General features: G+C 61.2%; 20 protein-coding genes, 1 tRNA gene and 1 pseudogene. 6 read left to right on the forward strand and 16 right to left on the reverse strand.

What is annotated here, in order from left to right; translation table 11 throughout:
* Positions 1–129: 129 nt before the first annotated feature.
* Complete coding sequence (locus tag ACS4RS_RS03335; protein WP_449313874.1) at positions 130–1008, forward strand: DUF937 domain-containing protein; 879 nt, start codon at positions 130–132, stop codon at positions 1006–1008.
* A gap of 88 nt (positions 1009–1096) precedes the next feature.
* Here ACS4RS_RS03335 and ACS4RS_RS03340 read toward each other — a convergent pair whose 3' ends face one another.
* The gene (locus ACS4RS_RS03340; protein WP_439008726.1) at positions 1097–1396 is read right to left on the reverse strand and encodes a DUF1127 domain-containing protein; all 300 of its coding nucleotides are present in this window, start codon (positions 1394–1396) and stop codon (positions 1097–1099) included.
* Between the two features lie 204 nt (positions 1397–1600).
* Here ACS4RS_RS03340 and ACS4RS_RS03345 point away from each other — a divergent pair, with 204 nt between their 5' ends.
* Positions 1601–2557 carry a LysR substrate-binding domain-containing protein gene (locus ACS4RS_RS03345; RefSeq protein WP_439008725.1) on the forward strand — a complete coding sequence of 319 codons (957 nt, stop codon included), beginning with the start codon at positions 1601–1603 and terminating at the stop codon, positions 2555–2557.
* Between the two features lie 20 nt (positions 2558–2577).
* Here the strand turns inward: ACS4RS_RS03345 and ACS4RS_RS03350 are convergent, their stop codons facing one another.
* The 3 genes from ACS4RS_RS03350 to ACS4RS_RS03360 form a co-directional block, all read right to left on the reverse strand.
* On the reverse strand, positions 2578–3219 hold the full coding sequence (locus tag ACS4RS_RS03350; protein WP_439008724.1) for a TetR family transcriptional regulator: 642 nt from the start codon (positions 3217–3219) through the stop codon (positions 2578–2580).
* A 292-nt stretch (positions 3220–3511) separates the two neighbouring features.
* Positions 3512–3928, reverse strand: coding sequence for an MAPEG family protein (locus ACS4RS_RS03355; RefSeq protein WP_439008723.1), 417 nt, complete (start codon positions 3926–3928; stop codon positions 3512–3514).
* 108 nt (positions 3929–4036) lie between these two features.
* On the reverse strand, positions 4037–4792 hold the full coding sequence (locus tag ACS4RS_RS03360) for an SDR family oxidoreductase (RefSeq protein ID WP_439008722.1): 756 nt from the start codon (positions 4790–4792) through the stop codon (positions 4037–4039).
* A gap of 93 nt (positions 4793–4885) precedes the next feature.
* On the opposite strand from ACS4RS_RS03360, the gene ACS4RS_RS03365 reads away from it, so the two are divergent.
* Entirely contained in the window at positions 4886–5803 is a 918-nt protein-coding gene (locus ACS4RS_RS03365) for a LysR substrate-binding domain-containing protein (protein WP_439008721.1), read from the forward strand.
* 7 nt (positions 5804–5810) lie between these two features.
* On the opposite strand, the gene ACS4RS_RS03370 is transcribed toward ACS4RS_RS03365, so the two are convergent.
* From ACS4RS_RS03370 to ACS4RS_RS03380, 3 genes are all read right to left on the reverse strand, one after another.
* On the reverse strand, positions 5811–6362 hold the full coding sequence (locus tag ACS4RS_RS03370; protein WP_449313875.1) for a hypothetical protein: 552 nt from the start codon (positions 6360–6362) through the stop codon (positions 5811–5813).
* Between the two features lie 2 nt (positions 6363–6364).
* Complete coding sequence (gene guaB, locus ACS4RS_RS03375) at positions 6365–7849, reverse strand: IMP dehydrogenase (RefSeq protein WP_439008719.1); 1485 nt, start codon at positions 7847–7849, stop codon at positions 6365–6367.
* Positions 7850–8152: 303 nt separating this feature from the next.
* Entirely contained in the window at positions 8153–9115 is a 963-nt protein-coding gene (locus ACS4RS_RS03380; protein WP_439011764.1) for an MBL fold metallo-hydrolase, read from the reverse strand.
* A gap of 379 nt (positions 9116–9494) precedes the next feature.
* Here ACS4RS_RS03380 and ACS4RS_RS03385 point away from each other — a divergent pair, with 379 nt between their 5' ends.
* Complete coding sequence (locus ACS4RS_RS03385; RefSeq protein ID WP_439008718.1) at positions 9495–10919, forward strand: DHA2 family efflux MFS transporter permease subunit; 1425 nt, start codon at positions 9495–9497, stop codon at positions 10917–10919.
* A 41-nt stretch (positions 10920–10960) separates the two neighbouring features.
* On the opposite strand, the gene ACS4RS_RS03390 is transcribed toward ACS4RS_RS03385, so the two are convergent.
* The 3 genes from ACS4RS_RS03390 to ACS4RS_RS03400 are packed head-to-tail and all read right to left on the reverse strand — an operon-like array spanning position 10961 to position 13691.
* The gene (locus ACS4RS_RS03390) at positions 10961–11344 is read right to left on the reverse strand and encodes a VOC family protein (RefSeq protein WP_184693065.1); all 384 of its coding nucleotides are present in this window, start codon (positions 11342–11344) and stop codon (positions 10961–10963) included.
* Between the two features lie 55 nt (positions 11345–11399).
* Positions 11400–12119: an SAM-dependent methyltransferase gene (locus ACS4RS_RS03395; RefSeq protein ID WP_439008717.1), complete on the reverse strand. Its 720-nt coding sequence runs from the start codon at positions 12117–12119 to the stop codon at positions 11400–11402.
* 9 nt (positions 12120–12128) lie between these two features.
* Complete coding sequence (locus ACS4RS_RS03400; protein WP_439008716.1) at positions 12129–13691, reverse strand: Ppx/GppA phosphatase family protein; 1563 nt, start codon at positions 13689–13691, stop codon at positions 12129–12131.
* A 244-nt stretch (positions 13692–13935) separates the two neighbouring features.
* Between ACS4RS_RS03400 and ACS4RS_RS03405 the strand changes: the two genes are divergently transcribed.
* Positions 13936–14009, forward strand: a tRNA-Gln gene (locus ACS4RS_RS03405).
* Positions 14010–14128: 119 nt separating this feature from the next.
* A complete protein-coding gene (locus ACS4RS_RS03410; RefSeq protein ID WP_439008715.1) occupies positions 14129–16255 on the forward strand; it encodes a DUF6538 domain-containing protein in 2127 nt (708 codons plus the stop codon).
* 21 nt (positions 16256–16276) lie between these two features.
* On the opposite strand, the pseudogene ACS4RS_RS03415 reads toward ACS4RS_RS03410, so the two are convergent.
* The 6 genes and pseudogenes from ACS4RS_RS03415 to ACS4RS_RS03440 all read right to left on the reverse strand — a co-directional run bounded on the left by ACS4RS_RS03415 (position 16277) and on the right by ACS4RS_RS03440 (position 23166).
* A pseudogene (locus ACS4RS_RS03415) lies at positions 16277–18606 on the reverse strand (hypothetical protein).
* 217 nt (positions 18607–18823) lie between these two features.
* Positions 18824–19135, reverse strand: a complete 312-nt coding sequence (locus ACS4RS_RS03420; RefSeq protein WP_439008713.1) for a hypothetical protein — start codon at positions 19133–19135, stop codon at positions 18824–18826.
* A 401-nt stretch (positions 19136–19536) separates the two neighbouring features.
* Positions 19537–20286: a DUF429 domain-containing protein gene (locus ACS4RS_RS03425; RefSeq protein ID WP_449313987.1), complete on the reverse strand. Its 750-nt coding sequence runs from the start codon at positions 20284–20286 to the stop codon at positions 19537–19539.
* 203 nt (positions 20287–20489) lie between these two features.
* A complete protein-coding gene (locus ACS4RS_RS03430) occupies positions 20490–21275 on the reverse strand; it encodes an ATP-dependent Zn protease (RefSeq protein WP_439008711.1) in 786 nt (261 codons plus the stop codon).
* A 26-nt stretch (positions 21276–21301) separates the two neighbouring features.
* Positions 21302–22180, reverse strand: a complete 879-nt coding sequence (locus ACS4RS_RS03435; RefSeq protein WP_439008710.1) for an AAA family ATPase — start codon at positions 22178–22180, stop codon at positions 21302–21304.
* Between the two features lie 71 nt (positions 22181–22251).
* Entirely contained in the window at positions 22252–23166 is a 915-nt protein-coding gene (locus tag ACS4RS_RS03440) for a hypothetical protein (RefSeq protein ID WP_439008709.1), read from the reverse strand.
* Positions 23167–23534 lie beyond the last annotated feature (368 nt).

Consider the following 23534-nt stretch of genomic DNA (forward strand, 5'->3'; position numbering starts at 1 on the left):
CAAGTCGGAAAACCACCCGGCAGCTTTGCAGGTACGGCTTTAAGTTCTTATAGCAAAAAGCCGTTTGCACATTTCCTTTTCCGGATATAGTGGCGTGACACGCGTCACGACTCGGGGAAAGGGACCTCCATGCTGCCACTCTTCGACATGATGATGCAGGCACAGAACGGCGCGGCGATGGAGGCGGTCGCCCGCCAGTTCAATCTCGCCCAGGAGCAGGCGACTAAGGCGATGGCGGCGCTGATGCCGGCCTTCTCCGCCGGCCTGAAGCGCAGCACCAGCAACCCTTATGATTTCGTCGGGCTGATGCAGGCCGTCTCTTCCGGCAATTATGCGCGCTATTTCGAGGATATGAACCGGGCCTTCACGCCGGAGGGCATCTCCGACGGCAACAATATCCTTGCGCAGCTTTTCGGCTCGAAAGAGGTTTCGCGCGCGGTCGCTGCCCAGGCCGCACAGATGACCGGCATCGGCCAGGATATCTACAAGCGGATGCTGCCGGTGCTGGCCGATACGCTGATGGGCGGGCTCTTCAAACAGACGACCGGACAGATGGCTTCGGCGGTCAACCCCTTCGTCAACACGGCGATGGGCGAGACTATCCAGCAATGGCTGGAAAGTACCGGCTTCGCGCCGAAACCGAAGGCGGCGCAGCCGAGCATCTTCGACAATCCCTTCACGCAGGCGATGCAGCAGATGTTTTCGGTGCCGAAGGCCGAACCGGCACCTCAGCCGAACCCCTTCCTCGACAACCCTTTCGCCAAGGCTTTCCAGGAAATGATGGCCGGGCTTGGGCAGCCGGCGGCAGCCAAGCAACCGGCTGCCAAGACGCAAGAGGTGCCGAAGGCAGAAGCGCCGAAAGAAGAGGCGAAGGTCAATGCCGACAGCTACGCCGAAATCCTGAACGCGATGTTCGACAGCGGGCTGGAAGTGCAGAAGACCTACCAGAGAAACCTGGAAGCGATCTTCGAGACCTATCGGCCGAAGCCGCCTGAAACCAAGGCATAAAAAAACCCGGAGATGGCTTGGGAAAAGCCGATCACCGGGTCAAGCGGCAGGGCTATTGGCTATCACCCTGCGGGGAAACGCGACGCTCCTATTCGTGGTAGGAGCGGAAGAGCTGCAGGCGCCAGCGATTGCGCGCCGAGCGCGTCAGATGTTCCGACGGGTCCTCGAAAAAGGTCGAGGCCAGGAACGCGGAGGTCAGGTCGGCCCTGCTTAGGCCGATATCCCTCAGCTGACTGTCATTCAGATCGTGCAGCGTGTTGATCTCCATGCGATTGCGGAACCCGCGAAAGAGGAAGACCAGCGGAGCGAGGCCTGCGACCAGACGCTGGAAAAGCGTCGGGGCGAGCTTGCCGCAGTCGAGTTCTGTTGTCCGGTTTGTCATAAGCATCGAACTCTCCTTTCTCGAGGGCACGCAACAACCCGCCCCTCCCGCGAGGTCGAACGGGAAGGGATAAGGCTGAATTCTGCTTGGACAGGCAGGGCGTCTGTCCTTCACTTTGCTTGATTTGCATCCCGAAGATGCCAAAGAGCTATTGATCAGTCCAACGAATGTTTCTAATGATTATCATCAGCTATCTTTATGGGTGACACAATGTCCGCGCCTCTTGATCTCGACCAGTTGCAGACTTTCATCGCCATCGTCGATTCCGGCAGCTTCACCAAGGCCGCCGACAGGGTCTACAAGACCCAATCGGCCGTTTCCATGCAGATGCGCCGTCTCGAAGAGCGCATCGGCAAGCAGTTGTTCATCAAGGACGGACGCGGCAACCGTCTGACGGTCGAGGGTGAAAAGCTGCTGAATTACGCCCGGCGCATCATCCGTCTCAACAATGAGGCGATCGCGGCCTTCGACGACAACAGGCTGGAGGGGACGCTGCGCATCGGCACGCCTGACGATTATGCCGACCGCTACATGCCCGAGATCATCGGCCGCTTCGCCAAGACGCATCCGAATGTCGAGCTCTACATTGTCTGCGAGCCCTCGGTGGACTTGGCCGATCGCATGCACAAGGGCGAGCTCGATATCGCGCTCGTCACCCACAATCCGCGCGAGCGCATGTCCGACGTGGTGAGAACCGAGCCGCTCTGCTGGGTGGGTTCGGCCAACCATCCGATCCGCGACGACGCGCCGGTGCCGCTTGCCGTCGGCCGGCGCGATTGCCAATGGCGCCAGCTCGCCTGCTCGGCGCTCGATGCGGTGGGGCGCGAACACCAGATCCTGTTCACCAGCTGGTCCTGCACCGTCGTTGCCGCTGCCGTGCTTGCCGGCATGGCGGTCTCAGTGATGCCGGAATCGGCGCTGCGCACCGGCATGAAGGTGCTGAGCCAGGCAGACGGCTTTCCGGCGCTGCCGCCGGTGCAGATCGGCATCATGAAGCGCCCGGGGGTTTCGCTCTCGCTGATGAACGCGATCACCGCGCATATCACTGCCTGCCTCGACAACATCACGCCTGCCGTCGTCGACGACACGCTGGAAGCCGATGTCAAATCCGCCCAGGCACGTCTTTATCCACGGCTGAAGGCCGCCAATATGGTGCCGAGCTGGTAGGAGATAAGAGGTAAGCGCCCTTAGGCGGCGCGCTTTGCGGTGGCGGCGAAAAGGGAAGCGCGGATGACGCGTTTCCACTCGTCGAGCATGCGTCGCGCCAGGGCCTTGTCGCTGACGGCGGCAAGCCGGATGACGGCGCCGATCAGGTGGCTGAACAGGTAAGTGCGCGCATACATCTCTTCGTCGCAAAGGTCGGGCGCCAGCCGGCGTACGGCCTCATGAAAGATGCCGGCGACGCGGCCGCTATGCTCGATGTTCAGCTGCAGCAGATCCTGGTCGGTCTCCGTTCCCATCCAGACGCCGAGATAGACCGGATCATCATGGTAGGACTCGTAATACCAGTCGATGATATCGCAGACCACGTCGAGCGCCTGGTCGAGCGTCTGAACGTCGGCAAACATCGCCGCCGTCTTCGCCTGGATTGCCGAGGCGTGTTGGTCGAACAAGGCTTTGACGATCGCCGCCTTTTCGGGAAAATACTGGTAAACCGAGCCGATCGGCACTTTGGCGGCAACGGCAAGTTCCGTCATCCGCATGGCGCTGACGCCCTTTTCGGCAATGATCTTGGCAGCGGCAGCGAGAATGAGGTCCAGCCTCTGGATACTGCGCTCCTGCTTCGGCTTCCTGCGCAAGCCGATCCGATCCATGCTTTCCACGCCCATGTCGTTCCCGTTCTTATCGTTCGCGCGGGGCAGGCATCATGCCAAATCAGCGCGTCGGGCGGGTATGACATTGCAGGTCTTCATCAGTCGTAAATGAAAACGCTCGCATTTTAACGACCGGCAAAGCCATGTGAAATCAGGCCTCTAGATCATATCATGCTAATTGATCAGCAGCCGAAAGACCTGAAATAGTTGTAGGATTCTTTGACCGAAGAGATATCCATGCCGCGGCCCGAGACGAGTGACAATTGCTGTCCACCCGGGCGCCTGGCGAGGCACTCCGTGCCGGTCCTCAGCCCATGGCCATCCATACGGCGAGCCAGACCCACATCGCGCCCAACACCAGGTATCCGGCGGCGAAGAGCGGGCTGCGGTAGCGCAGATCGTTGCTGGTGACATGGACGGCGGCATGGACATAACGCAGGGCGACGAAGAGCCAGGCGAGGCCGACTGCCGCGATATTGTCGGCCTCGGTGACATAGAGAAGAATACAACAGGCGTAGAAGAGCACAGGCAATTCGAACTGATTGGCGAGGCAATTCTTGACAACGAGGCTTTCAGCCGGCTCGTCGCGATTTTCGCGATAATCCGATTTCGCGACACTGCCGGCGCGGACCATTTTTGCCCGCCGCTGCCCGAGAAGCGCATAAAGACCATAGACCAGCGCCACATGGGCAAGGAGTGGCCAGAAGATTTGATAGCCGGTCATTTCGCCACTGCCTTTTCCGCTTTCGCATATCGCGAGGAGCATTAGCGGAAAGGTCAGGCGGATGCCAGGGGCGGCTCGCCGCTGGCATCCGCAAAGCCGATATTGTCTTTACACCTGGGCGCTGCCGCCATCGACGAAGAGTTCGGCACCGGTGACGAAGCTCGAATCATCCGAGGCGAGGAAGAGTGCGGCAGCAGCAACCTCCTCGGCACGGCCAACCCTGCCCATTGGCACCTGGGCCGCCAGGGCATCCAGCAAGCCCTGCTGTTGGGCTGGATCCTTACCCGCCAATTCGACCAGTCCGGTCGTTTCCGTCGGGCCAGGACTGAGCGTGTTGATCCGAATGCCGCGATCCTTCAAGTCGAGGATCCAGTTGCGCGCAAAGCTGCGCAAGGCGGCTTTCGATGCAGCGTAAACGCTGAAGGCGGGTGTGCCGCTCGAGCCTGCTGTTGATCCCGTCAAGATGATCGATGATCCTCGCGAGAGCAGAGGCAAGGCCTTCTGCACAGTAAAGAGAACCCCCTTCACGTTCCGATCGAATGTGTCGTCATAATGCTCTTCCGTGATTTCGCCGAGGGGCAACATGGAGCCGCCACCTGCGTTGACGAAGAGCACGTCAACTCTCCCGGCCTCAGCCTTCACCTTTTCATAGAGGCGATCGAGGTCAGCGAGGTTGGCTGAATCAGCCTGGATTCCCACAACCCCGCCGCCGATTTCAGCGATTGCCGCATCGAGAACGTCCTTGCGGCGGCCTGTGATGAAGACCCGTGCGCCCTCAGCCACGAAGCGCTTCGCTGCCGCAAGGCCGATCCCAGAAGTGGCGCCGGTGATAACTGCAATCTTCGCATTCAGTCGTTGTGTCATTGTCGTCTCCTTTTGACTCGACTGAAGCTGAGATATGGACGAGGCTATCGTTTCAGAATAGAAAGAATTGAAAGCTATCGTTTCAGGAATGAAATGAACAAATTTCCCGATTTCGAAGGACTGGCGATGTTCGCAAAGGTCGCCGAGGAGCGTTCTTTCGCTCGGGCTGCGCAGACGCTCGGCGTGTCGGTGCCGACGGTTTCGCGGGCCGTAAGCCGTCTTGAGCAGAGGCTGGGCGCAAGGCTCTTCAACCGCACCTCTCGTCAGCTCGCTTTGACCGATTTCGGCCTGCGACTGGTCGAAAGCGCTGCACGGATCTATGCTGAGGCCGAGATGGCAGAGGATGCTGCCCGGGAACTTGCTACCCGACCGAAGGGGCTCATCAGGCTTGCCGCGCCGATGGACTTCGGGACACGCTGGCTCGCCCCAATCTTGCCTGACTTTTTCGAGCTCTTTCCGGAGATTTCCATCGACCTGCACATGAGCGATGCTGTCGTCGATATCGTGGGAGACGGCTTCGATGCGGCACTCAGAATCGCGGTCCTGCCGGATTCGTCATTGGTCGCCCGCAGGCTGGCGCCGGTAGATCGCTTCATTCTCGCGGCACCCGCATACCTCGAACGGTACGGCGTGCCGAAACATCCCCGCGAGCTAACGGCTCGCCATTGCCTCGGATACGCCAACAGGGCGCGACAGGATGTCTGGCGCCTGCGCAATAGCGAAGGCAAGGAGGAGGTCATCGTGCCAAACGGCTCTCTCAGGGCCACCAATTCGCAAACATTGGTGCCAATGGCGCTACGGGGCCTCGGGATCATCGAACTACCCGAGTTTCTCGCGCATGACTATCTCGTCGACGGCCAATTGACGCCAATCCTTCCCGACTGGACGCTGCCGACCGGCGCACTGTATTTCGTCACACCTTCGGCTCGGAGCCGGCCAGCGAAGGTCGAAGTCCTTGCCGATTTCATGCTGGCGAGACTGTCAAATCCGGTTTGGCGGAGGAGGAGCTGACGCCGCGTCAATCCCGGCTTGGCGACAGCCAACGGGCAATGGCCAGCCTGACCAGAACGATGCACGAGATGGCGAGGCTCGCAAATTTCAGCCTTGTCATCCATGGCAGCAGCTGCGCGGCAAGGCCTGCGGAAGGACTGTCGCCGAAGGCGATCAGGCTCGAGATGTTCTCGCCGTAGTCGGCGATGCCGTAGACGAAGGGCAGCAGATAGATCGCCTTGCCGACGAGCGGATGCGATCGTCCGAACCACGCGCCGACAGGGCCAAGCTTGAGCGAGGTGAGAAACAGCAGCGCCGTCAGCAAGGTAGGAAAAATCAGCTCTGGCCCGAAATACATGGCGCTGAGCAGCTTCGCCGCCGTCTCGTTCTGATCGAGCAGCTTCTGCATGTGGAAGACGGCCGATTCGTCATAACCGGCGAAATAGGTATCGAGCACCGCCTGCCCGGTTTCATGCTTGAAGGGAACGACGAAGCCGAAGGTTGTCCAGGCGAGCACGGCAAGGCAAAGAGCAGCGAGCAGCGCGATGATCCAGAGCGGAATCCCGCTGCCCGCCCTCATGATCAGAGACCGGCGCCCGGATAGTTCGGGCTTTCGCGGGTGATCGTCACGTCATGGGCGTGGCTTTCGCGAAGGCCGGCGCCGGAAATGCGCACGAACGTCGCCCGCTCCTGGAAATCCTTCAGATCCTTGCCGCCGACATAGCCCATGGCCGCCTTGAGGCCGCCGGCGAGCTGATGGACGACGGCCGAGACCGGTCCCTTGTATGGCACCTGGCCCTCGATGCCCTCGGGCACGAGCTTCAGCGTGTCGCGCACCTCAGCCTGGAAATAACGGTCGGCCGAGCCGCGGGCCATGGCGCCGACGGAGCCCATGCCGCGATAGGCTTTGAAGGAACGACCCTGGTAGAGATAGACCTCGCCGGGGCTCTCATCGGTGCCGGCCAGCAGCGAGCCGATCATCACGGCGGAAGCGCCGGCGGCGATCGCCTTGGCAAGATCGCCGGAAAATTTGATGCCGCCATCGGCAATGACGGGCACATCCTGAGCCTGCGCTGCCTGAACCGCCGACATGATGGCGGCAAGCTGGGGAACGCCGACGCCGGCGACGATGCGCGTCGTGCAGATCGAGCCCGGGCCGATCCCGACCTTGACGGCATCGGCACCCGCATCGATCAGCGCTCGCGTACCGTCATAGGTGGCGACGTTGCCGGCCATGATGCGAACCGAGTTTGACAGCTTCTTGACGCGGGCGACGGCATCGAGGACGCGCTGCGAATGGCCGTGGGCGGTATCGACGACCAGCAAGTCGACGCCGGCCTCGATCAGCCGTTCGGCACGCTCGAAGCCGTCATCGCCGACGCTGATGGCGGCGGCGGCGCGAAGCCTGCCCTGCGCATCCTTGGAGGCGTTCGGGTTCAGCTGCGACTTCTCGATATCCTTGACGGTGATCAGGCCGACGCAGCGGCCTTCGGTATCGACGACCAGCAGCTTCTCGATCCGGTGCGAATGCAGCAGGCGCTTGGCCTCCTGCTGATCGACGCTCTCCTTGACGGTGACCAGATTGTCCTTGGTCATCAGCTCGTGGATCTTCTGCTCCGGATCGGAGGCGAAGCGCACGTCGCGGTTGGTCAGGATGCCGACGAGGCGGCCCGACTTCTCGACGACCGGGATACCGGAAATGCCGTGCGATTTCATCAGGCCGAGCGCTTCGGCAAGTTTTGCTTCCGGGCCGATGGTGACCGGATTGACGACCATGCCGCTTTCGAACTTCTTGACCTGGCGGACTTCTTCGGCCTGCTCGACCGGCGTCAGGTTGCGGTGAATGACGCCGAGGCCGCCGGCCTGGGCCATGGCGATCGCCAGACGGCTTTCGGTGACGGTATCCATGGCTGAAGAGAGGATCGGGATGTTGAGCTCGAAATCCCGGGCGATGCGGGTCGCGATGTTCGTCTGGCCGGGCATGACCTCGGAGTGGCCGGGCTGCAGCAGCACGTCGTCGAAGGTAAGCGCGTCCGCGCCGGTTGCCGTTTCAATGATACGTGCCATGGCCAAATTCCTTCATTTAAGAAAATGCAACCTGGCCCGGAAACGAATCGTCCGCCCCGGCGGTGTGCATGGGATTGCTTGGAAGTTGGCGAGGGCTGGTAACACGTCTATGACAGGAAGGAAATAGCAAAAAGCCCGGCCGGTCCGCCGGGCTCGTCATGGGTGCCATGCGCCTGGAGCAACACCGTGGTTTCCCCAGGTCACGGAGATTGCCTATCCCTTTGTTTTCACCCCTTCCCGGCAAAAGCGCTTCGCGCTTTGCCTGGCAAAACCGCCGTGCAGTTTCGCTGGAACGGCTCCATGTCAGATGTCGAACTGATAGGACTTCGGCACGAAGCGATAGCCGCCATCCTGCTTCTCGGCAAAACCGACCGCCGGAAACGGCATGTGGTAGCCGAGGAAGGCGATCTTCTCGCTCGCGATCATGTCGAAGACCTTGCGGCGGCTGGCCGCTGCCTGCGCCTTATCCATGTCGAAGCGCACCTCCCAATCCGGTTGTAGCAGCGACAGGATATAATGATTGGCGGTATCGCCGGTGAGAACCAGGCGCTTGCCCTCGGACTCGACGTGGAAGACCATATGGCCCGGCGAGTGGCCGGCCGCCAGCATTGCCGTGACGCCGGCCGCGACGCTGTCGCCGTCCTTGATGAAGGTGGTCTTTTCGGCAAGCGGCAACACATTGGCAAGCACCGCCTTGTGGCCGCCTTCGGCCGGCGTGCCCTCTCGTGCCTTGTTCGACCAGAAATCATATTCGGCCTGGCCGACGACATAGCGGGCGTTTTTGAAGGCCGCCGCGCCGTTTTCCATCAGGCCGCCGATATGATCGCCGTGCAGGTGGGTGAGCGCCACCAGAGTGACGTCGTCGGCCGAATAGCCTGCGGCCTTCAGCCCCACGGTAAGCTGGCCAGCACCCCGCGCGCGGCCGCTCTCGCCGAAGCCGGTATCGATGAGGATGACATCCGAACCGGTATCGATGAGCGCCGGCGTATAGCCGTTCACGAACTTGTCGGCCGGCAGGAAGTTTGCGCTCAGCAACCCCTGGACCGTCTCGGGAGCCTGATTGGTCCCGAAGGTTTCATATGGCTTTTCGGAAACATTGATGCCGTCGCGGACGACGGTAAACTTATAGGAACCGAGCCTGAATTGGTTGATATCGGGCAAAGGCGTCAAATCCATTTTATTGGTTTCTCCAGTCGCGGCTGCTTCGGCCTTCTCGCTTAAAATGACCGGCGCTGCGACTGCACAATTCCTTAAATCGTATTCGATTTAAGGATAAAATTATGCAGCAATCAAAGTGTTACAGCGTCCTTTGCGCATCTGAAAAGACGCGCGGCGCTGTAATACCGAGGCCTGCGGCAAAAGGGGTGCGTCGCTTTATTCCCGACGAAATTGCCATATGTCCATCCTTCCATGACGTGCTGCGTCGCTGCACGGGACCCGATGTCGATTCCGGCCGGATTTCTTCTGCCGACGGGAAGGATATATCTCAATCTTGACACGCGACGTTGTCGGACAAGCCGTTTCACGCAGACGTGAAGCAATCGGGTCGTCGAGGCGGATTGAGGGATTGGCAGGCCCCCGAAGTGGGACTAAACAGCACGGGCCTTCCCAGCTCCCATCCGCAGCCCATCAAGGCCTCCCGCCTATGAACCGTATCGTGCCGCTGATCCTCGCCGTCGCTCTTTTCATGGAGCAGATGGACTCCACCGTTATTGCAACCGCGCTGCCGGCGATCGCAGCGGATCTCAATGTCGGGCCGATCACGCTGAAACTGGCGCTGACCTCCTATATGGTGGCGCTTGCGGTGTTCATCCCGGTCAGCGGCTGGATGGCCGACAGGTTCGGCGCCAAGAAGATTTTCCGCCTTGCCATCTCGGTCTTCGTCATCGGCTCGATCTTCTGCGCCGTCTCGTCCAACCTCGTCGAATTCGTGTTTGCCCGCTTCCTGCAGGGCATGGGCGGGGCGATGATGACGCCGGTCGGCCGTCTGGTGCTGGTGCGCACGACGAAGCGCAGCGATCTGGTCTCGGCCATGGCGCTGCTGACCATCCCGGCGCTGGTCGGCCCGCTCACCGGCCCGCCGCTCGGCGGCTTCATCACCACCTATTTCAGCTGGCACTGGATCTTCCTGATCAACGTGCCGGTCGGCATCATCGGCATCTGGCTGGCGACGATCTTCCTGCCGGAGGTCGAGGCGACGGCGCCGCCGAAGCTTGATTTCACCGGTTTCGTGCTCACCTCGCTTTCGGCGTCGGGCGTCGTCTTCGGCCTGTCGGTGGTCAGCCTGCCGGCCCTGCCGCCAGTGATCGGCGTCACCGCTACCGTAATCGGCCTCATCTGCGGCTACTTCTATATCAGCCATGCCAGGCGCCACCCGGCGCCAATCCTCAACCTCAACCTGTTCAAGAACCCGACCTTCCGGGCCTCGACCATGGGCGGCACGCTCTTTCGCATCTGCGTCGGCGCCATGCCCTTCCTGACGCCGTTGATGCTGCAGCTGGGCTTCGGGCTGACGCCGTTCCAATCCGGCCTCATCACCTTTGCCGGCGCCATTGGGGCGATCACCACCAAGTTCATGGCAAAGCGCGTTTTCGCCGCCGTCGGCTTCCGAACGACGCTGCTTTGCGCCGCCATGGTGACGACCGTCGTGACCATCGTCACCGGCCTGTTCACGCCGGCAACGCCGCATCTGGTCATCATCGGCGTATTGCTGCTCGGCGGCTTTTCCCGCTCCTTCATGTTCACCGGCGTCAATGCGCTTGCCTTCGCCGATATCGACGATGCTGAAGCGAGCCAGGCGACATCGATGAGCTCGGTGATGCAGCAGGTGAGCCTGGCGCTCGGTGTTGCGGTCGCCGCCGCGATCCTGGAAAGCTCGATCTATATCAGGGGCGAAGCGCTGCAGGTCGCCGATTTTCACCTTGCCTTCTATATCATCGCCGGACTGACCGTCATCGCCACCATTCCCTTCGTCAGAATGGACCGCAATGCCGGCGCACTCGTTTCCGGCCATCGCTCGAAGGTGGTGACGGTATCGACTGTTGAAGCCGAGCAGACGATGGTGAAATAGGCTCAAGGTGCTACAGCGTTCCTTGCGCGCCTCAAATCGCGCTATTCCGGGTTTTCGCAGACGGCAGAGAGCTTGTTGCCGTCGAGATCGCGCACATAGGCGGCATAGAAATGGGCGTGGTAGGGACGCAAGCCCGGCCCGCCTTCATCGACGCCGCCTGCCGCGATCGCAGCCGCATGGAAAGCATCGACGGACGCCCGGGTCTCGGCCGCGAGCGCGACCATGGCGCCGTTGCCTGATGTCGCCCGGCGACGATTGAAGGGCGTCACCACCCAGAAGCGGCAGCGCGTATCGCTCTCGGCGGAATAGCCGATTTCCTCTTCCGAATAATGCTGGCGGCGATAACCGAGCAAAGGCAGCACGGCATCGTAAAACTGTCCTGCGCGATAAAGGTCGTTGGTTCCGAGCGTGATGTACAGAAGCATGGGATCAGCAGTTCAACTCTTGGGACCGTCATCATCGGACCGGACCGGCCCAAGATCAAGCTTTCTCAGCGTCACCTTCGGCCTTGCGCCCTTTAAAGCCCTTGGCCAGCAAAAACATCTCGACCGATTCCGCGCGTGAGGCATTCGGCTTGACATGGACGACCTGGCGGAAGTTCTGCTTCAGCATGGCGAGTAGTTCACGCTCGGTGCCGCCCTGGAAGGTCTTGGTGAGGAAATGTCCGCCCTCCCCCAGCACCTCGACGGCGAATTGGGCCGCGACTTCGCAGAGATGCATGGTGCGCAAATGGTCGGTGCGGTGGTGGCCGGTGGTTGGTGCTGCCATATCGGAGAAGACGAGATCGGGCGTGCCGCCGACCGCCTCCAGCAGCTTTTCCGGGGCACTGGGATCGAGGAAATCGAGCTGCAGGATCTTGACGCCGGGCAGCTGGGCCATTTCGAGAAAATCGATCGCAGCCACACGGATATCCTCGTCCGTCGAGCCGGTGACCTTGGCGGCGATCTGCGACCAGCTGCCGGGTGCCGCACCCAGATCGATAATGCGCTTGGCGCCGCGCAGGATATGGTGCTTCTCGTCGATCTCCAAAAGCTTGAAGGCGGCGCGGGCGCGATAGCCTTCCAGCTGGGCGCGCTGCACATAGGGATCGTTGATGTGGCGCTGCAGCCATTGGCGGGACGAGGCCTTCATCTTCTTGTTCTTGACGCGCTGGCCGAGCTTGCGGCCGGTGCGGTTTCCCGCGATCGGTGCCTTGGTCATGCGTTCTCCTTATCTAGCCCGCTGGCCGCGGCGGTTGCGGTTGCGCCGCCACACGCCGTCATCGGCCATCATGTCGGTGAGCAGGCCTTCCCTCAAGCCGCGATCGGCGACCCGCATGCGCGGGCTCGGCCAGCGGCGGCGGATCGCCTCGAGGATGGCGCAGCCGGCGAGCACCAGATCGGCCCGATCCGGCCCGATGCAGGGATTGGCGGCACGGCTTTCGAAATTCCAGGAGAGCAGTTTTGCCTGCATGGCGGAAACCTCGTCGTCGGACAGCCAGATGCCGTCGACCTTGCGCCGGTCATAGCGCGGCAGGTCGAGATGGACGCCGGCAAGCGTCGTCACCGTGCCCGATGTGCCGATCAGATGGAAGTCGCCGGTCTGCGCGACCTCGATTTCCGGGCAATCGAAGCCTTCGAGCATGCCGCCAACTTCGCGCACCATGCCTTCGAAAGCTTCTGGCGTGACGTCGCGCCCGCCATGACGCTCCGACAGCGTCACAACGCCGACCGGCAGCGAGGTCCAGTGGGTGATGTGATTGGCAAGGCGACTGAAACGATTGTCGCCGATGCGAATGACGGCGATCTCCGACGAACCGCCGCCAATATCGAAGAGCACGACGGAACGGGTCTCACGCCCGACCAGCGAGGAGCAGCCGGAGACGGCGAGCCGCGCTTCGGTCTCGCGATCGATGATCTCGAGCGCGAGGCCGGTTTCGGCAACGACGCGGGCGAGGAACTCCTCACCATTGACCGCCTGGCGGCAGGCTTCGGTGGCGATCAGCCGCATGCGGCGGATCTCCCGGTTTCTGAGCTTGGAGGCGCAGATCCTCAGCGCTTCGATCGCCCTTTCCATCGCCTCGTCGGACAGACGGCCGCTGGCCGCCAGGCCTTCGCCGAGGCGCACGATGCGGGAAAAGGCGTCGACCACGCGGAATTGGCCCGGGCGGGTCGGCTGAGCGATGAGAAGACGGCAATTGTTGGTGCCGAGATCGAGAGCGGCATAGAGTTCGTCCGGCCACGCATGTTCGCCGGCCTGGCGATCGCCTGGATAACCGGAAGGGGCATGGCCATCCTGGCGCCCCCTGCGGCCGGCATTTGCGCTGTTTTGCGCCTCGCGCGGCTCGGCGCGCTGCACCGTCTCTTCGGCGCGGCTTTCCTGCTGCGGCAGGGAAGGCTTTGCCGCCGTCAGCGGCCGGCCCTGAAGACCGCGCTTACCGCGATGTTTGCGGCGGTTGCGCCGGCTTGGCGTCTGCTCGCCTTCGGCCCGGGCGGCATTGCCCGCCGCTCTCGCCTGTTCCATGGCTTGGGGATGAGGTGCACCGTCCTGCGCAGCGCCTTGGCCGCCACGGCGGCGACGCTTTCGCTTGCGGGCCGGATTTCCGGCCGCATCTTCCATCGGGCGCGCAGACTGCCCGGCATTGCCGGAAAGCTCATGCGAAGCGGGATGGGCCGCGTTGCGGGATTGCCCGCCACGCTTGCCCTTGCGGCGCCTGGACTTCTTGCCGTCCTTGCGCCCTGCCGCCGACGCCCCGTCAAATTGCGGCTTTGCGCCGCCTTCGGGGTCTTCCACGTTGTTTTTCCACCGCGCCGCGCAACTCCCTGAGGTATGCAGCAGGCGCTCGTTCGATTTTTGCGTTGCGGCAAGAATATCAGCGCCCGCCAAAATCACCAAATTCTTTTTTGGGAGAGGGATTTGCGGCCGGCTTCACGCCTTCCGCACAGCACCGATTTTTTTCAAAACGGGTATTTGCAATCCGCCCGCTTTTGGTTATAAGCGCCGCACAGCAGCCAAGCCATGCTTCGGCGGCCACTGCTGGGGAATAGTTCAATGGTAGAACGACGGACTCTGACTCCGTTAATCTTGGTTCGAGTCCAGGTTCCCCAGCCAATTCTCCCTAAATGCCCTTAATTCCTTGATTTTCCAGTCGTGCCGGATATCGTTTTGGCATCATTGGCGACCTGATGCCCAGAACTGTAGCCCACAGGTGATGCCCACGCGGAAGAAGCGTGGCGGCGTCGCCGGTGGCAGGCAAGGGCAACAACCTCATGGCGGTCCGCCACGACGTCGAAAACCTCACCCGCCGCGGCAATATCTTCTATTGGCGTGCGCGCGTCCCAAGCGCCTTCGGGCAATGCCGACCGGGCAGCCGGCTTTCACTGAGCCTTCACTGTTCTGATCATAAAAAAGCGCAGACGATCGGCCGCAAGCTCAACATGCTTGTCGCCGAACTGAAGTTGAAGCAGAAGGAACCCATGTCCAAGGCGCAGCTCCAAAAGCTTTGCGAACACGAACGAGACATGATGCTCATGCATCTGGAAGATGTCTCGATGGCGGCGCGGCGCTATGGCCGTCCCGCCGACATCACAGAGCTGGAAATGGATGTCGAAAATGGATGGGCCTATCGACTGCTCGGCATGTTCGGCATCACCCATCACCTGACGCTGAAGGACGATTGCCGCGGCTTAGCCTACCTCAGGCAAAACGGGGTTCCCGCCTCCCATATCTTCGCGATCGGCTCCAATTATTTCGAACTGCTTCACGAGGCCAACACGCGCGGCTTCAAGGAGGGCATTCGAAGATTGATGCACCTCTTCGAAATCAGTCCAAACCCGCTCAACGAGGAAAAGGCCATGAAGGCCTATTTCAACGGGCGGGCAGAAGCTCTGTTCGACGTCGCGGAACGGCATCCTCTTGCCGATCGTGACCTCAGCGAACTCACGGGCGGTTCGGCTTCGAGGACGCAGCCTGACTTCATTGATGTTGCAGCCCTCAAAACGGCGCCGCCATTGTCGGAGATCACGGCCTCCGCCGATGACGCTGTTGCGCCCCCTACGCTCGAAGCTTGGCCGATCAGGGAGCTTGATCTCACTCCCTCGCCGCAGTCGATCCTCAAAGAGCCGGTTGAGGAAAAGACCCGACCCGTCATTCACCTCGCTGATTTCGAAGCCGAGTGCGAAAAGCTCGTCAAGAACATGAAGGACGCTTGGGACGAGGCTACCGCACGTGACGCTCGTGCGCTGGTCCGCATCTTCAAGGGCGTGCTCGAAGAGCACGGGGTCGAACACACCGGGCAGATTACCCAGTATCATCTCGGCAAGCTTCGCCAGCACTTCAATGAAATTCCCGTTAGCTGGGGAAAGAGCGCCAGAATGAGGGCGATGTCGGCCCTCGAGCTTCGCGCCGAAGGGCAGAAGCTGCGCGACCAAGCCGAGACGGAAGGCAAAGAGGCGGCCGTGGGCTTGAAGGCAGCCACCATCCGCAAACACTTCGGAAATTTGAACCATTTCCTGAAACATGTCCGCGGCCACGGGTTTGACGTCGAAGATTGGACCTTTGAAGGCTTGAGGCCGAAAAAGCCGAAGCTTGGCAGTATTCGCAGACAACAGCACAAGCCAAAGCCCGACGAAATCAAACCGATTTTTTCCAGCCCGATCTATACTGGCTCGCTAAACCACGACCGGGGTCGCAAGAAGCCGGGACCGCACGTCTTTCATGACGCGGCTTATTTTCTGCCCGTTATGTTTTCCTATCTCTGTGCGCGCAGACTCGAGTTTGCAGGGCTTGCGTTGGACGACATCGCGGAGGACGACGGCGGCCTTGTGCTGATCCTGCGGACAAACAAATTTCGGCGGCTCAAGACTGAGCAATCAGAGCGGTTCTTGCCACTCCCGGACGAGCTGGTACGCTTGGGCTTCCTGGACTATTGTGCATTGCTCCAGGAGCTGGGGTACGAGGCCGTGTTCCCCGACCTCTTCTCCGACAAGACCTTGAATGATCCGGGCGACCGCTTCTACGACGTCTTCCTCCCGATCATGAAACAGTGCCTCGGAGAGAAGATGTGGGATCGCGCTTTGCACGCGTTCCGCCACGGCATGGCAGATACCCTCCTTCAGGCGGGCGTCCCGCCCTTGGTCATCGACGACATCTCCGGACGGCTGAGCCAAGGGGGCGAGACAAGCCTTCGCTACACCAACCCCGCTGGTCTGCCGTTGATGCGCGATGCTCTTAGCAAGTATCCGATCATCACCGCCGGCATCGAACCGAAGCCGATCAAACTGCTGCCATGGATCGAAAAACGGCTGCCACCACCGTGGGCGCGCGAAGCAAAGAACGAGGCGAGACGCCGGAAATAATTTCCGACGCCTCCCTCTGCCTTAGGCGGCTTCCCAGACCTGATTGAGGATGCGCGCCGCAAGTGCGGCCTTGTCCTGGGGCAAAAAGCGCCCGTAGTGCTTGGCGACCATTTCGGCGGTGTCCTGGATGGCGTAGCTCGCCTGCTCATATGAGCCAGTCTGCTTCAGGATGTGGGTCGCCAGCACGTCACGAACGTTATGCGGACCGTGCGGTAGCAGCCCCTTGATCGCGCCTCGTCCGGTATAGGGGTTGTAGATGCCGTAGCGCTGGATGATGAGACGCCACGCCTCGTAGAAGCTGGTCGTGTCGTAAGCCGCGTCGGTGCTCGTCGTCTTGACCGTTTTGACGAAGAACGTGCCGGGATCCGCGGCTGACCGTAGCAGCACCGAGCGGTGCCGGTCGACATAGGCGTCGATGTACTTGTAGAGATCCAGAAGGTCCGGAAGAACAAGGCGAAAGGGCTTGTCGCCAAAGAAGGACGAGTGGGCGTTCTTGAAGGCGACAGCAGGAATAAACACCTCCCAGCCGCCTTCCCGATCACTCCAACGGATTTCGCCGCGCTTCATCTTTTCCAGCGCGCGCTCCGAACGCGGCATCGATCCTTTCGGATTGAGCATCAGTTGCCGGAGGTTCTTCTGGCGGAGCCCCAAGTGCAAACCAAGCCTCAGCATTAGAAATGAACGAACGGCTTCGGCAGCCGGCCGAGGATAACGATGTTCATCCGGCATCAGGCGGACGATTTCCTCCGTGATCTTGCGATACTCGCCAACGGGGCTCGCCGCCTCGAGGACCGGCATGATCGGCTCGAACGGATCGCGATGGACGCGAGCGATCCGCTGGATTTCCTTGACGCGGTGGGCAGCATGCTTGTGGAAGTCGTCGCAGGCACCGTGCCAGTCTGCATTCGCATAGTCGATCTCGTTTTGCGAGACGAGGCCGGCAATCGGTTGAACGCGCGCCAAAAGCTCCGGATGCTGTCGTAGCCATCCGGTCTCCTCCTTGGTGATCGCCAAGGCGATCCGCAACATGTCGACTTCCCAAGCAGTGAAGAAGCCGCGGCGAGTCTCCCGCCACTGCAGATACCAATCCCAGACGCCGGGGAAAATGAGGAGCCCGAACGTCAACTGCCGGACCGGCACCCCGTAGCCCTTCACCTCTCCATCTCTCGCGGCTGCAAGGGCGCCGAACATCAGCCCGAGATGCTCGATCTTCTGCGAGGCGGTTTCTTCGCCCCAGACCCCGTTCCGCTGAAAACCGACCGACGTTAGAGCTGACGTCTTGAAGCGCACCAGGTCGGCCATTTCCAAGGCAAGTGCCGGTGGCGCTCTATGACGCCTGACAGCAGGTCAGGATCCTCGACCCAGGTCTCCTCGTAGTTCGCAGGCACAATGATCTTTCCGTCGCGTGGCGCCCGCCCGCCGTAGGAGACGCCGGGAAAACGGATGGCGTAGCGTTGTTTGGCGGCTGCTGCCTGGTACTTCCTGTAGTCTGTCGTGCCGCTGATAATAACCCGCCGTACCCAATCGATGATCTCCTCCCTTTTCTGGAAGGACAGCGTGTTGAAATCCTCGGGGAGATGCCAGGCGATCCGACGCCTCTCGGCAGGCTCTATTCCGGAGAGCTCAAACCCTGACGCCGATCGCGACGGGTGTGGAAGCTTGGCTTTGAAGTAGCCGGCCGGGAGCCGGTACCGTCGCTCGATCCGTGACAAGATCTCGAAACTCTCGATACTCCGAGGTACCTTCCGACCTTCGATCCAGCTTAGAAGCGTATTCTTGTCTGTGACGTCATCTGGACCAATGATGCCGCGATAGAGCGTCCAGTAGGTTTCACCATGGCGCCGAAGATGAAGCTGCAAAGCTTCCGAGAAGTCCGCCGGATCGTCCCAGACGTCGAAGAGTGCTTCTGGATATTCCAGATGTACTCGGGTGCTTGCTGCGGTAACCGGGCGCGCTGATGTTGGCTGCTTCGGCATCCGCGAGGCAGGCGGGGAAGCGGAAGGGCCTGCCTTCGTCCTCGGCGTCGTCTGTGTTTGACGGACTTCGGAGGTCGCCGCGGGGGCTGACAGACGCGTGTCTCGGATCCAGCGAGCAATCGCGTCGAAGGCCGGATCGATCTGACGTGCATTGTCCGCGAGCAGATTGGCGTCCACGCCGCAGGCTGCCGCGACAACGTCCCAGTCTGTCTTGCCGCTGGTTCTTGGCGCCGGTCTCCTCGTCTGAATGAGCGTGTGCATATACCACTTCAGCCGGGGAAGTTCATCTTCCTTGAAAAGCGGCGCCAGCCGCAGTTGGCAGAAGGCATCGATCTTGCGTTGAAAAGCTTTGGCAGAAAATTGGTTCATTTCCATTCACGTAGCTGTTGTTCGTCGTTCCCGCAGATGCGAGGCACGCGAGCTATTGGAATGGAGTTAACCTCCGGTAACCAAGGGTTACACAGGGGGAAGGCTTCATAAAAGCGATTCAGTTGCAAACGGCGTTTCACGAAGTAACGGGGGGACGAAGTCCCTGATGATAACGCCGTTTGCAAAAAGCTCGCGATCAGGCAGAGCAGATGGCCTGAAATCGTCAGTCCCGCAGGTGAGGCTTACTTCGGAAGGGACGGTCATCGCGGACATAGCGATCGACGAGATCATCGAAGACTTCGTAAGAAGCCCGCTCGTCAAAGCCCTGGTCCACCAGCAGGGCAGTCACGGCGTCGGCGAGCTGATCGATACGATCGGGCCGATCTTCCTTCAGATAGCCGGTGATTGCCCAGAACAGCATGGTGCGCGCGACGTCGTCTCGATCCGGGCGCCGCTCGGCCCGATGCCGGTCCCTCAGCCGCTGCTGCCGTTCCCTCTGTTTCGCGTTCCGCTCCTCCAATGTCTGTCGCGCCATGTCATCTTCCCCCTGTTTTCGTTGATGGCACTCTTATGGTCAGAGGACCGGCGACATGGCGCAAGGCGTTTGTCGCCGAAACGGAATCATTGTGTTTTGAATCGGAATTCCGGAGTTTCGAATCGAATGAGCGCAATTTGTTTCAGGTTGCGGGCGCGTCGAGACAAGTTGCCGGCAATCCCGCAGCTATGTTGACGGATCCGGACGCACGGCGTCCCACCCTTCCGATATCAGGTGAATCGGAAATCTGGCCGATCGAAACGTTTGCCAAGAGTGTGGAAACGTTGCCCCGGACCCTCGAATCGTTCGTCCAGAGATTCTGAATCGAATGAGCGCAATTTGTTTCGAGTTGCCGACAACCTGCATCAGATCGATTCGCCGTGGATCAACGTGCGGGAGACTTAAGCCTGCTGACCAAGGATCCAGCCTTCCCAAGTTTTGACATCATCAGCTTCCGGTACGCCTTCGCCCCGTCGGCCATCGACGACGTCGATCATGCCAAGCAGGCCGACTGTCGCGTCGAACCGGTCTTCACCGTCCTTGCCGGTTCCGAAACCGTCGCTGATAAGACCTTGGAGTCCGCTCCCGTCGACGTGTGGCCTGTTCTCCAGCCACCGCATCAGATGACTTGCCACGGACCGGCGTCCGTTTTGCTTTCGCTTACTCCATACCGGACGTCGGGGGATGCCAAGCTGCCCATAGACGTCGCCGGGATAGGTCTCGGCGACAACAGTGGCGCCCGGCATCATCAGCTCATCGAGCGTTCCGTCGAAGGGCCAGAGCGATAGCTCCCCGAGGTTCGGGAGGATAATCTCACGCCAGCCGGTCAAGGCGGCCTTGCCCACCTGATTGCCGCCGAGCGTCCAGAACAACATGCAGGCGTCGCCGCGATCCGGCGTCGCCCGCTCGCAGCGGCGCAGAAGATCCTTGGCCCTCAGCCCCAAAGCGTCGAAAAGATGCTGCCGCTGCGTGCCCCCAGGCCGCATCGGATAGAATGGTCGGTCGATGGAGATATCATCGCGATGCTCCGCGACGTCGAACCATCGTGAAAAGCGTGCGTCACTGTTCGTCCCCAAAAAGGAACGGAAGTCGGGTGTCCCCAGAACTCTGCCGTAGGCGGCCGGAAGACCGATCGGGAAGTCGAAACCCATCAGCACTGCGGCGTCTGCTCTCGAACGTCTCCGCAGCCGACGTATAAGGTTCTGCGTGTCGCCGACGGGCTCCGGCGCCGACAAGGCCCATGTCTCACTCTGCCGAACCGCAACGCACATCCACCGCTTCTTGGCTTCGATACTCCAGTCGCAATGTGCGATGACCGTTACAGACATCCCGTCCTCCAGACCTCGCTCAGGATTTACGAGTCGGCGACCAGGATGTCCATGACCGCTGCCCCATCGAGCGCCTGGGCGTCGAAAAGCGCGCGCACCAGCCGGTCGAAAGCCTGCCGGTTGTCGAGGATGACATCCGTTGCCCGTGCCTGCGCGAACTCTAGCCGCCTATGCACGCGCTCTGCCAGCTCGGCGTCGCGGCTGAGAATTGCCGTGGGGTTCTTGTGCTGGAGATACAGCAGCGGATGGCGGCCACCGAAACCGAGCGCCTGCTCCATATCGAGCGCAATGCGAGTCGCGCGTGCAAGGTCGCTCTCTTCGGCGCCGCCAGAGCCTCCGGAGACGGTCTTGAGCACGATGAGTTCAGCCGCGCGGCCAGCCATCAGCATTGCCAGCAGCCGCTCATACCAATCTTCCGTATCCGGAATGCCAGTGGCAAAAGTCAGCGCATTGTGGCCGCCGTCCTTGGTATCGATCGTCAGCCCCTTGATCGATCCGAGACGCAGAGCGTGATGCACGACCGCATGACCGGACTCATGGATCGCAAAACGCCAGCGGACGTCGTATGGAACGGGCGGACGATGACCACGAATTCCGGCTTCGACATCGGCGTAGGTCAGGCGCCGCTGTTCACGTCGCGCCTTGAGTCGTGCTTCGCGGACGATCCGTTCGATGTCGGCGCCAGTCAGGCCCATTGCTCGTGTTGCCAGACGCCGCAATGCCTGAAGCACTGGGTTGTCCAGCTCAGCCGTCTCTGGCCTGTCGATGCCGCGCTCACCGTCATCCTCCAGGATGATCTCGATCTCGTCCATCGCGCCGCCAATTTTGGTGTTTCCCATCATGGCTGACCTCCGATCTGGGTGTCCGACGCGGTGACGGCATCGAGGTCGCTGCCTAGATGATGGGCGAGAATGCCAGCGAGCGTCGGAATATCCGGTCGCGGGATTTCGATATGTGTTTCCAGCCGTCCCGAGCGGCGGATCGCCTCGTCGATTTCGCCCGGCCGGTTGGTGGCGCCGACAACAATGACGCCGTCGGTCTTGATGGCGCCGTCGAGCAGCTCAAGGAGTTTGTTGACGCAGGCATTCCAGTAGTCGGAATAGGACCGCGACGCAGGAGCGCGCTGGCCGATGCCGTCGATCTCGTCGATGAAAAGGATGCACGGCGCCTGACGCCGGGCTTCGGCAAAAGTGTCTGCCATGCGGTCCAGCACATCATGCAAATATTCGCCTTGCAGCCAGGTCGAGACGGAGGTGACGACCAGCGGGACCTGCAGCGTGTTGCAAAGCGCGCGTGCGAAGGTCGTCTTGCCGGTCCCTGGGGGACCTGACAAAAGAAGCCTGGTGCTCATCTGTGACCACGCTAGCTCGCCGCCGAGATAATCCGCGATATCGGCTTTCAGGCCGAGCGCCCAGTCTTTTGCAGCACCATAGCCAGTCAGCGTCTCAACCCGCAGGACAGATGGCGCGGCCGGCGCAGATGCATCATCGACGGGCTTCGGCCGGATCACCTCGGCGCCGGTTGGCTTGCTTTTTGATCTCCCTTTGCCCTTGGATGAGGAGGTCGACGTCGATGATGCGCGATCGTCGGTATTGTCGGCATTCCGCGACGTCTGCTCTCTACGCTCACTCGGGCTTTGCGTGACCAGCCGACGCGAAGAGCCCGCCTTGTCTTCGTCTTTCTGATCCCGTTTGTCTTCGCGATTCAGCGCAGCCAATCCGACGAGCGCATCGATGCTCGACAGGATTGGGCGGCCCGACCGGATTGCAATGGCGAGATCGTCGAGCGTCAGGGCCTCCGCATCGACCTCGCGATGGAACTATCGTGGCGCATGACCGCCTCGCTGCCATAGATGGCTTCCAGCAGATTGGCGACGAGCAGACGATCAATCCCATCGCCCGTCAGCCTGACGTCGCAGGTCAGATCGACCTGATCGGGCACGCCCTGGTGCGTCTCCGACACGGCGAGCACCGGCGTTCCATCCGCAAGCGCCCGCAGCAATTGCCCACGCAGAGCCGAGCGGCTCGGACGATTGGTCTCGCCAGCCGGGATCTGCAGGAAGACGCGTCTGGTCTCGCTGTCCACCCACCGCCAGAGATCGTCGTCGAAGGCAAAATCCGCCGCCATGCCGGTGTATGGCCCGTACGGCACGACGTCGCTCTCTTCGATGAGCAGCGGCAATGCTCGCTCAAAACCGTCGACGAGGACTGCCACGGAGAAGACGGGGGCGGACTGGCGAAGGACCTTGCCCAGATCGCGCAGTGTGACGCCGGATTGTTCCATTGCCGCGGCAAGCAGCAGCAGGGTAGCCATGGACTTGACGCTCGGAGCATAGCCGGCCTCGGCAACGGCGCGGACAGCGTAGGCAAGTGTGGCGGGGTTGATATCCGCCTCGCTCGCCGGACGCCGCACAAGATGCGCGGGCCACACCGGCACGGCCGGAACGAGAACAGGTCGACCGTGACCGTCCTGTGGCCCCTCAATCAGAAATGCCGCAAGATGATCCCGCACCCACTGCCGATCCCGCTCGGCATCACCCGTGAGATGGGAGGGATTAAAGGCCGGAACATATCGGCCGACGACGTGACCATCGACGATGCTGGTGCTCATCGTCAGCAGGCCGTTGCGGACTGCAAGACGGCGGACGGCACGGCGTTCGACATGGGCGAGACGTCGAAGGAGGAAGGAAGACAGTCGATCCATCAGCATTCCTCCTTCATTGCTGGGTTGCTGGAAACAATTTCCGGCGGCACGCCCCGATGAGCGACAGTCCGATGACCGGTGCCGGCCCTCCTGTTGAGGCAATCGAGAACGAGCCGGCAAGTGGGATCGCCGGACTCTGCCAGGTGGCGGAGTGGTTCGAGCACCACGGAGGGAAACGCGCGCGTGTCGGGCGCCCCCTGCCGGAAAAAGCGCGAGCGCGAGGCCAACGATCAGAGCCGGGTCGTCCTGCGGACGCGGAGCCACAAGAGGCTGATCGGGTTTGGAAGCTCTCGAGCTGCCGCGCTTGAGGCGGGCAGATGTCGATGGCGCTTGGGTGGACATGATTTCTGCAGACATGCAAGATCTCC

Source organism: Rhizobium sp. F40D2 (assembly GCF_051810745.2).
GTDB lineage: Bacteria > Pseudomonadota > Alphaproteobacteria > Rhizobiales > Rhizobiaceae > Rhizobium.